The sequence below is a fragment of the Actinokineospora spheciospongiae genome (assembly GCF_000564855.1).
In the GTDB taxonomy this organism is placed as follows: Bacteria; Actinomycetota; Actinomycetes; order Mycobacteriales; family Pseudonocardiaceae; genus Actinokineospora; species Actinokineospora spheciospongiae.
The window spans coordinates 23,173-31,230 of record NZ_AYXG01000077.1 but is presented as its reverse complement, the minus strand read 5'-3'; the positions used below and the strand labels follow the sequence as shown (position 1 = coordinate 31,230).

Below are 8,058 nucleotides of genomic sequence, written 5' to 3'. Positions count from 1 at the left end.
ATGGTACTGCACTCGTGAGGGTGTGGGAGAGTAGGACGCCGCCGGACTAAAATTGAGGCCCCAGGCCCGAGAAACCACGTTTCTCGGGCCTGGGGCTTTTTTTGCGTTCAGCGCCCGGCTGCGAGATCAGCGGACGTCGTGCGGGCGGAATTGGATGCTGATGCGCGGGCCGACCGGACGGGCCGTCTTCGGAATGGCGTGCTCCCAGGTGCGCTGGCAGGAACCCCCCATCACCAGCAGGTCCCCGTGACCGACCGGGAAGCGGAGGCTTTCACCACCCTCTCGCGGTCGCAGCAGCAGCGGCCTGGGGGCGCCGACGGAGAGGATGGCGACGAACGTGTCGCTGTGCGCGCCCCGGCCGATGGTGTCGCCGTGCCACGCCACGCTGTCACGACCATCCCGGTAGAAGCAGAGACCGGCAGTGGTGAAGGCTTCCCCGTAGTGATCGCTGAGGGCGGTCCGCGCCCGGGTCAGAACAGGGTGGGGGAGTGGCTTGTCGGCGTTGTAGAAGCTGAGCAGGCGGGGGACGTCGACCACCGCGTCGTACATCTGGCGGCGTTCTGCCACCCACGGGACCCCGGTCGCGAGGTGTTCGTACAGGGTGTCGGCGCCGCTGAGGTAGTCGGGCAGCAGGTCGACCCAGGCGCCGTGCGCCAGGTCGACGCGGCGGGCCCGGGTGAGGTCACCCAGCTCGGGTTCGGCCGAGCTGTCCCACAGCGATCCCTGGAGCCCCGACGACATGCCCGGCACCGTACACGAGGCGTCGAACACGTGTTCCACTCCGCGGGTGCCACCGGATTTCGCGTTTGAACCCCGGCGACCCGTGGTACTCCCCGCTGCCGGAACCGCTTGTCCGGAGAACCGAGGTTTCCCGTGGCCACCACACATGCCCATCTCCCGCTGAACCCGACCAGCCCCAACCTGGCTGTCGAGTCCAGCCGCACCCCCGCGCGCCGACCGCCGCTGCCCCGACCCGCGCCCGTGCGCCCGGGTCTGCGCCTGCGCGCGGCGATCGACACCGCCCTGTCCGGACTGGGCACCGACGGCGCCGAGACCACCGCGCAGGCGTTGGTGACCGGCCTGGCCTGGACCGCCGCGTGCGGCGAGACCTGTCAGGTCGCCCCCCAGGTCGCCGCCGTCCGCGCCGCGATCACCGCGCTGGGTGCCGGGGACCTCGACACCGCCGGGGTGCTCCTCACCGAGGCCGCCCGCGTCCTGCACGACCTCCCGCCGCTCCCCGTGCCCCGGCACGCCGCCGCCGACGACCTGCGCTAGTCCGCACCTCCCCCGGCCGGTCCCGACCCGGCAGGCGGTCAACGCGCGTGCCTGCCCTGCTGCGCCGCCCTGGTCGCCAGTTCGAACTCGGCGCGGGGTTCGCGCAGCTCGCCGAGCGAGGCGACCTGCCGGGGGAACAGCGCCGCCAGCACCCAGTCCGCCACGATCCGCGCCTTGCGGCCCGCGGTGGGCATGGTGGCGAGGTGGTAGGCGCGGTGCATGAGCCAGGCGGGCAGGCCGGTCAGCTTCACCCCGTAGACCTGCGCCACCCCGCGGTAGAGCCCCAGGCTGGCCACCGAGCCCGCGTTGCGGTGCCGGTACTCCCGCAGCGGCTGGTCGCGCAGGGCGGCGAGGACGTTGGCGCCCAGCAGCTTCCCCTGCCGCACGGCGTGCTGGGCCGAGGGCGGGCAGAACGCCCCGGGTTCCTCGGCCGCCAGGTCCGGGACCGCCGCGCTGTCGCCGCCCGCGAAGACCTCCGGGTGCCCGTGCACCCGCAGGGTGGCGTCGCAGCGGACCCGGCCCTTCTCGTCCAGCGGCAGGCCGCTGCCGCGCAGCAGCGGGTGCGGCGCCACGCCCGCGGTCCAGACGACGGTGTCGGCGTCGAACTCGGTGCCGTCGGAGAGCACCACGTGCCCGTCGACCACCGACTTGAGCTGGGTGCCGGTGCGAACCGCGATGTCGCGCTCGCGCAGCTTGGCGACGGTGTACTCGCCCAGGTCGGCGCTGACCTCGGGCATGATCCGGTCCATGGCCTCGACCAGGGTCCAGCTCAGGTCGGACGGCTCGACGTTGTCGTGGAAGCGGGTGGCGTAGCGGGCGAGGTCCTGCAACTCGGCCATGGCCTCCACCCCGGCGTACCCGCCGCCGACGAAGACGTAGGACAGCAGGGCGCGCCTGCGGGCCGGGTCGGTGCAGTCGTTGGCGGCGTCCAGTGTGGACAGGACCTGGTTGCGCAGGCCGATGGCCTCGCCGAGGCTCTTGAAGCCGGTGGCGCGCTCGGCCAGGCCGGGGATCGGCAGCGTCTTGGAGATCGAGCCGGGGGCGAGCACCAGGTGGTCGTAGGGGACTTCCTCGGTGCTGCCGTCGGCCAGGTCGGCGGTGACGGTCTTGGCCAGCGGGTCGACGTCGGTGACCCGCCCGGCGACGACGTGGCAGCCGCGCAGCACCTCGCGCAGCGCCACCACCACGTGCCGGGGTTCGACGTTGCCCGCGGCCGCCTCCGGCAGGAACGGCTGGTAGGTCATGGCTGACTCCGGGTCGATGACCGTCACGGTCGCCTCCCCGGGCCCGAGTTCGCGTTGCAGGTGACGGGCCGCGTACATGCCCACGTACCCGCCGCCGACCACAACCACGCGCATGGTGCTCCTCCAGGAGTCGGATCTCCGGGGCGGCTTCCCCGCGCCGGGACGGGCAAACGTCACCTACTCGGGTGGACCAGCCCGCCAGGGCTCGGTTTCCCGCCCAGGAGGGAGCAGGCTCACGAAAAAGCCTAGGAGTGACCTATGACACGGCAGCTTGACAGGATTCCCTTCCCCGGTTCCCCGTCCCCGGGGCTCGACCTGCGGCTGGCGGTGGCGTCGGCGCTGACCGCCCTCACCCCGCCGGTCGCCGCCCCGACCCTGGTGGACGTGGCCGACGCGCTGCTCGGCGCGCTGGCGCGGACCGCGGCCACCGGCGACACCTGCCTCGTGCTGCCCGCGGCCGAGGCCGTCGCCGACGCGAGGGCGTTCCTGCGCGGCGGTGACCCGCGGTCGGCGACCACGGCCCTGGTGCGCGCCCGCGACCACCTGGACCGCAGGCTCTGAGGGGTGCACGGCGGTCACCGGGGTGGTGATCGGCAGGTGTGGGACGGCCCCGGTCCGGGTAATCCAGGTGGAGTGAGCACAACATCCCCGGACGAGGCCACCGTCGAGGCGGTCGGCAGGGTCACCGAGGCGCTGGAGACCATCGAGCGCGCCCGCGGTCACCTGTACTCCTTCCACCAGTTGACCGGTTCGGCCGACCTGGCCCTGGGTGAGGCGGTGGACCTGCTGGAGAAGGCGGGGCACCGCGAGCAGGCCGAGCGGCTGCGCCGCGAGCTGGTCGGTCGCAACGTCCTCGAAGGACGGTGGACCTTCCAGGTGATCGAGGAGTACGAGGACGTCTACTACGACGCCTTCCGCGCCCTCGAGCGCCAGGTCCGCGACGACCTCACCGGCGGTCGGCGCCACCTGGCGGAAGCGGCGATGAAGGAAGACCGCCGCACGCACGGCGAAGCCCACCACGAAGCCACCCCGAACGACGCACAGGAGAGCTGATGCCCACCTACAAGAGGTCCGTCACCCTCAACGCCGGTTCCGACCGCGTGTTCAACTACCTGTCCGACGTGAAGAACCTGCCGGAGTACTTCGACCGCCTGGACTCGGCGAAGCCGGTGGGCGGGCAGAAGAACCCGGACGCGGTGCAGGTCAGCGCCGACCTCGACGGCAAGGAGGTCGAGGGCGAGGCGTGGTTCCGGGTGGACCGGACCAACAACAGCATCGAGTGGGGTTCGGAGGAGCACGGCGACTACCGCGGCAAGCTCCAGGTGACCCCGGACCAGAACCGGTCGATCGTCGACCTCGAACTGCACTCCCCGCACGGTGGTGACGAGGTGGTGCGGGGCCTCGACGCGACCCTCGAGCACGTGCGCGGAATCCTGGAGCCGTAAGGCCGTCCACCCGTTGGACAGCGAAAACCGCTGCCGGTCTTCGACCGGCAGCGGTTTTCGGGGTGGTGTGGGGTCCTCAGCGGCGACGGCCGTTGCGGAGCTTGGCGACGGCTGCCTTGGCCCGCTGCTGGTTGCGCGGGTCCTGCGCCGCCTGCCTGGCCTTGTCCATCATCGCCCGCCCCTTGGGGCCGCTGAGGAATGCCTTGATGCGGTTCAACAGGCCTGCCATGCGAGTTCTCCTTCGTCTTCTCTTTCCGGAGAGGTACCCAGCTCCGCGCCCGCCCAATCAGTACGGTGTGCTGGTGAGCAGCCTGCCTTCGACCGACGCGGCCCCGCCGCGCTCGGGGTCCCCCGGGTCCCGGCGGGGGGTGTTGTGTTGATCGTGTCCCGGCGTGTCCCTGGAACGTGACGGCCGCTCCCGTAACATCGCCGCACGACATACCCGGACGCAGCGCGTCGGACACCGTGGAGCAGGTGGAAATGGATGCAGTCCTGGCGACCCAGGACCTGGTTCGGGTGCTCCTGGTGGAGGACGACGCGGGGGACGCCCTCCTCGTCGAGGCCCTGCTGGAGGAAGCCGCCGCCCCGATCCGGTTGACCAGGGCGCACACCGTCGGCGAGGCGGTGGCGCTGCTCGACGGCCAGGACTGCGTGCTGCTGGACCTGGGCCTGCCCGACGCGAGCGGGTTGCAGGCGGTGCGCCAACTGGAGCAGGCCAACGGCGGTGAGGTGGCCGTGGTGGTGCTCACCGGGTTGGCCGACGAGCAGCAGGGCATCGCCGCGGTGGCCGCGGGCGCGCAGGACTACCTGGTCAAGGGGCAGGTCGACGGCGACCTGCTGACCAGGGTGATCCGCTACGCGGTGGAGCGGGTGCGCAGCGACGAGATCCAGCGGCAACTGCACCAGGAGCGGGTCTACGCCTCGGAGAAGGCCAGGCTCGAACGCGGGCTGCTGCCGTCGCCGGTGCTGTCGGACGACCGGTTGCAGGTGGTGCCGCAGTACCGGCCGGGCAGGCAGCGGATGCAGCTCGGCGGCGACTTCTACGACGTGGTGCAGGTCGAGGACGGCACCGTGCACGTGATGATCGGCGACGTCTGCGGGCACGGCCCGGACGAGGCCGCGCTGGGGGTGCACCTGCGGGTGGCCTGGCGCGCGCTGGTCATGGCCGACCGCCCGCTGGACGAGGTGCTGGCGACCATGCAGCGCATCCTGCTGCACGAGCGGCACCTCGACGGCCTGTTCGCCACCATGTGCGTGCTGTCCATCGCCGCCGACCGGCGCACCGCCGAGCTGCGGCTGGCCGGTCACCCGCCGCCGGTGCTGCTGACCCCGGGCGGCCCCGGTCTGCTCTCGGCGCCGATCGGGGTGCCGCTGGGGGTGCGGGCCAAGGCGGCGTGGGCCTCGGCGACGGTGGAGCTGGGCGACCGGTGGTCGGTGGTGCTCTACACCGACGGGCTGATCGAGGGCCGGATGGGCGACACGTCCGAGCGGTTGGGCGTGGAGCGGCTGGCCGAGCTGGTCGGCGAGCTGTCCAGCGCGGGCCCCGGGTGGCGGGCCACGCTGCTGGAGGACCTGATCCAGCGCGCCAGGGTGCTCAACCAGGGCGACCTGGTCGACGACGTGGCCGCGCTCCTGATCAGCCGGGTCGACCAGGACCCCCCGCCCGGCCATGGGGGCTGAGCGGGCGACGCGGTGGTCGCTGCGCCGGTGGGTCGCGGTGGCGGTGCTGGTGCTGGTGGTGGTGTTCGCCGGTGGGTCCACCGCCGGGGCGCGGGCGATCGCCGACCTCGACCGCGCCCGGGAAGACCTGGTCGATCGGGTCGACCCCGCCCTGCGGGAGGCGTTGCGGCTCGACACGGCCCTGGTCGACCAGGAGACCGGGGTACGCGGTTACGCGCTGACCGCCCACCCCGGTTCCCTGGAGCCGTTCACCTCGGGGGTCGGTCGGGCCGAGGCGGCGGTGTCGGTGCTGCGCGGGCTCGTCGCCGGGCTCCCCGAGGCGCGGGCCGCGCTGGACCGGGTGGTCGCCGAGGCGGGGCGGTGGCGGGTGGCCCACGCCGACCCGGCGGTGGCGCGGCTGGGGTCGGGCGGGTCCGTCGACGCCGCCGCGGTGGCCGGGGGCAAGGCCGCCTTCGACCGGGTGCGGGCCGCCGTGGACGGGTTGCAGTGGACGCTGGGCGCCGCCAGGGAGGCGGGGCGGGCGGCGCTGTCGGACGCGGCGTCGTCGCTGGTGGCCGTGTGCGTGCTGGTCGCGGTCGTGCTGCTGGCGGCGTTCGTGGCGGTCACCGCGGGGGTGCGGGTGGTGGTGGCCGGTCCGGTCGCCCGGTTGGCGGCAGGCGTGCGGCGGGTGGTCGCCGACGACGACTTCGCCCGGCCGCTGCCGGTGGGCGGGCCACGCGAGGTCACCGGGTTGTCCGACGACGTGGACTCCATGCGGCGGCGGATCGTCGCCGAGGTCGCGGCGCAGCGGGCCGTCAACGCCGAACTGGACCTGCGCACCGGGGAGCTCAGGCGGTCGAACTCCGAGCTGGAGCAGTTCGCCTACGTCGCCTCGCACGACCTGCGGGAGCCGCTGCGCAAGGTCGCCGGTTTCTGCCAACTCCTCGAACGCCGGTACCGGGGGCAGTTCGACGAGCGGGCCGACCAGTACCTCGGGTTCGCCGCGGACGGCGCCCGGCGGATGCAGGGGCAGGTCAACGACCTGTTGGCGTTCAGCCGCGTGGGCAGCCAGGACCGCGAGCCCGCGCCGGTGGACCTGGGTGCGGTGGCCGCGCTGGCCGTGGCCGACCTGGGTCCGGCGATCGAGGAGTCGGGCGCGGTGGTCGAGGTCGGGCCGCTGCCGACCGTGCTGGGGGAGGGGCCGCTGCTGACCGGGGTGTTCCGCAACCTCATCGGCAACGCGATCAAGTTCCGCGGCGAGGACCCGCCGCACGTGCGGGTGGAGGCCAGGGACGAGGGCGAGGAGTACGCGGTGGCGGTGACCGACAACGGCATCGGCATCCGGCCGGAGTTCGCCGAGCGGGTGTTCGTCATCTTCCAGCGCCTGCACACCAAGGACGCCTACCCCGGCACCGGCATCGGCCTGGCGATGTGCCGCAAGATCGTCGAGCACCACGGCGGCCGCATCGGGGTGGAGCAGGTCGAGCGCGGCACCCGACTGCGCTTCACCCTGCCCAAGCCGGACCCGGCTAGGCTGGCGGCCGCACACCACACGGGGGACGCCCCCGGGAAAGCCGAGAACCCGTGACCGAGCCCAGCGCCATGAAGATCATCGATGTCCTGCTCGTCGAGGACGACGACGGCGACGTGCTGATGACCCGTGAGGCCTTCGAGCACTACAAGATCCGCAACCAGTTGCACGTGGTGCGCGACGGCGAGCAGGCCGTGCAGTTCCTGCGCCGGGAGGGCCAGTACGAGGGCGCCCCGCGCCCGGACCTGATCCTGCTCGACCTCAACCTGCCCCGGTTCGACGGCCGCCAGGTCCTCGCCGAGATCAAGGCCGACGCCGCGCTGCGCCTCATCCCGGTGGTCGTGCTGACCACGTCCGAGGCCGAAGAGGACATACTGCGCAGCTACCAGTTGCACGCGAACGCCTACGTGACCAAGCCGGTGGACTTCGACCGCTTCATCGAGGTCATCCGCAAGATCGACGAATTCTTCGTCACCGTGGTCAAGCTGCCCCGCTAGGCGGTTTGATCCGGTCACCGGGGTTGCGCCTGGTGCGGCGCGGGAAGCGGCGGACGGTGGGGGCGGGCGGCACGGCGTCCAGTCCGCTGCCCCTCGGCCGTCGCAGCCGTCGCGGCCGGGGGACCCGCGGGTCGGTGGTGCCGGTGAGCTTCATCCGCACCGAGGTGACCAGGCAGGCCAGGGCCACCGCGGCGAGCAGCGCGCCCACCACGGTCCAGAAGGTGGTGTCGGTGCGCAGGCCCACGGTCAGGGCTCCGGCGGCACCCGCCGCCGAGAGCACAGCCTCGACCACGTAACCCCGCATCGCCCCCGCCTCCCGATCACCCGCGACCGCGTCGCGGCTGTGGGGGTGGAGTACCCACTCCACCGCTTCTCACGCCACCCGGGCGGGCGACGGCGGATCGGTT

At 72.9% G+C, this 8,058-nt stretch carries 11 protein-coding genes; 7 read left to right on the top strand and 4 right to left on the bottom strand.

Going from position 1 to position 8,058, the window contains the following annotated elements; genetic code table 11:
- Positions 1 to 126 precede the first annotated feature (126 nt).
- Positions 127 to 741, bottom strand: a complete 615-nt coding sequence (locus UO65_RS10755) for an alpha-ketoglutarate-dependent dioxygenase AlkB (protein ID WP_035281289.1) — start codon at positions 739 to 741, stop codon at positions 127 to 129.
- 132 nt (positions 742 to 873) lie between these two features.
- On the opposite strand from UO65_RS10755, the gene UO65_RS10750 reads away from it, so the two are divergent.
- Positions 874 to 1,275 carry a hypothetical protein gene (locus UO65_RS10750; protein WP_152552050.1) on the top strand — a complete coding sequence of 134 codons (402 nt, stop codon included), beginning with the start codon at positions 874 to 876 and terminating at the stop codon, positions 1,273 to 1,275.
- 38 nt (positions 1,276 to 1,313) lie between these two features.
- Here UO65_RS10750 and UO65_RS10745 read toward each other — a convergent pair whose 3' ends face one another.
- Complete coding sequence (locus UO65_RS10745; RefSeq protein ID WP_035281287.1) at positions 1,314 to 2,633, bottom strand: NAD(P)/FAD-dependent oxidoreductase; 1,320 nt, start codon at positions 2,631 to 2,633, stop codon at positions 1,314 to 1,316.
- 144 nt (positions 2,634 to 2,777) lie between these two features.
- On the opposite strand from UO65_RS10745, the gene UO65_RS10740 reads away from it, so the two are divergent.
- The 3 genes from UO65_RS10740 (at position 2,778) to UO65_RS10730 (ending at position 3,964) form a co-directional block, all read left to right on the top strand.
- Positions 2,778 to 3,080 (top strand): hypothetical protein, encoded by a 303-nt coding sequence (locus tag UO65_RS10740; protein WP_035281286.1) that lies wholly within the window; start codon positions 2,778 to 2,780, stop codon positions 3,078 to 3,080.
- A 72-nt stretch (positions 3,081 to 3,152) separates the two neighbouring features.
- Entirely contained in the window at positions 3,153 to 3,572 is a 420-nt protein-coding gene (locus UO65_RS10735; protein ID WP_035281284.1) for a hypothetical protein, read from the top strand.
- A complete protein-coding gene (locus UO65_RS10730; protein WP_035281283.1) occupies positions 3,572 to 3,964 on the top strand; it encodes an SRPBCC family protein in 393 nt (130 codons plus the stop codon). The genes UO65_RS10735 and UO65_RS10730 overlap by 1 nt, the downstream gene beginning before the upstream one ends.
- A 76-nt stretch (positions 3,965 to 4,040) precedes the next feature.
- On the opposite strand, the gene UO65_RS37340 is transcribed toward UO65_RS10730, so the two are convergent.
- Positions 4,041 to 4,193 (bottom strand): hypothetical protein, encoded by a 153-nt coding sequence (locus tag UO65_RS37340; RefSeq protein WP_181399926.1) that lies wholly within the window; start codon positions 4,191 to 4,193, stop codon positions 4,041 to 4,043.
- A gap of 251 nt (positions 4,194 to 4,444) precedes the next feature.
- Here UO65_RS37340 and UO65_RS10725 point away from each other — a divergent pair, with 251 nt between their 5' ends.
- From UO65_RS10725 to UO65_RS10715, 3 genes are read left to right on the top strand one after another with little or no spacing between them, the layout of a single operon-like run.
- Complete coding sequence (locus UO65_RS10725) at positions 4,445 to 5,644, top strand: PP2C family protein-serine/threonine phosphatase (RefSeq protein WP_035281281.1); 1,200 nt, start codon at positions 4,445 to 4,447, stop codon at positions 5,642 to 5,644.
- The gene (locus tag UO65_RS10720; protein ID WP_063935923.1) at positions 5,634 to 7,211 is read left to right on the top strand and encodes a sensor histidine kinase; all 1,578 of its coding nucleotides are present in this window, start codon (positions 5,634 to 5,636) and stop codon (positions 7,209 to 7,211) included. Before UO65_RS10725 ends, UO65_RS10720 begins: the two co-directional genes overlap by 11 nt.
- 14 nt (positions 7,212 to 7,225) lie before the next feature.
- A complete protein-coding gene (locus UO65_RS10715; RefSeq protein WP_035281299.1) occupies positions 7,226 to 7,651 on the top strand; it encodes a response regulator in 426 nt (141 codons plus the stop codon).
- On the opposite strand, the gene UO65_RS10710 is transcribed toward UO65_RS10715, so the two are convergent.
- The gene (locus UO65_RS10710) at positions 7,635 to 8,018 is read right to left on the bottom strand and encodes a hypothetical protein (protein ID WP_152552049.1); all 384 of its coding nucleotides are present in this window, start codon (positions 8,016 to 8,018) and stop codon (positions 7,635 to 7,637) included. The genes UO65_RS10715 and UO65_RS10710 overlap by 17 nt on opposite strands.
- Positions 8,019 to 8,058 lie beyond the last annotated feature (40 nt).

Bases quoted from the DNA above. Each gene is read 5' to 3' on its own strand.
- UO65_RS10755 (WP_035281289.1), bottom strand. From the start codon at position 741: ATGTCGTCGGGGCTCCAGGGATCGCTGTGGGACAGCTCGGCCGAACCC.
- UO65_RS10745 (WP_035281287.1), bottom strand. From the start codon at position 2,633: ATGCGCGTGGTTGTGGTCGGCGGCGGGTACGTGGGCATGTACGCGGCC.
- UO65_RS10740 (WP_035281286.1), top strand. From the start codon at position 2,778: ATGACACGGCAGCTTGACAGGATTCCCTTCCCCGGTTCCCCGTCCCCG.
- UO65_RS10730 (WP_035281283.1), top strand. From the start codon at position 3,572: ATGCCCACCTACAAGAGGTCCGTCACCCTCAACGCCGGTTCCGACCGC.
- UO65_RS37340 (WP_181399926.1), bottom strand. From the start codon at position 4,193: ATGGCAGGCCTGTTGAACCGCATCAAGGCATTCCTCAGCGGCCCCAAG.
- UO65_RS10725 (WP_035281281.1), top strand. From the start codon at position 4,445: ATGGATGCAGTCCTGGCGACCCAGGACCTGGTTCGGGTGCTCCTGGTG.
- UO65_RS10720 (WP_063935923.1), top strand. From the start codon at position 5,634: ATGGGGGCTGAGCGGGCGACGCGGTGGTCGCTGCGCCGGTGGGTCGCG.
- UO65_RS10715 (WP_035281299.1), top strand. From the start codon at position 7,226: ATGAAGATCATCGATGTCCTGCTCGTCGAGGACGACGACGGCGACGTG.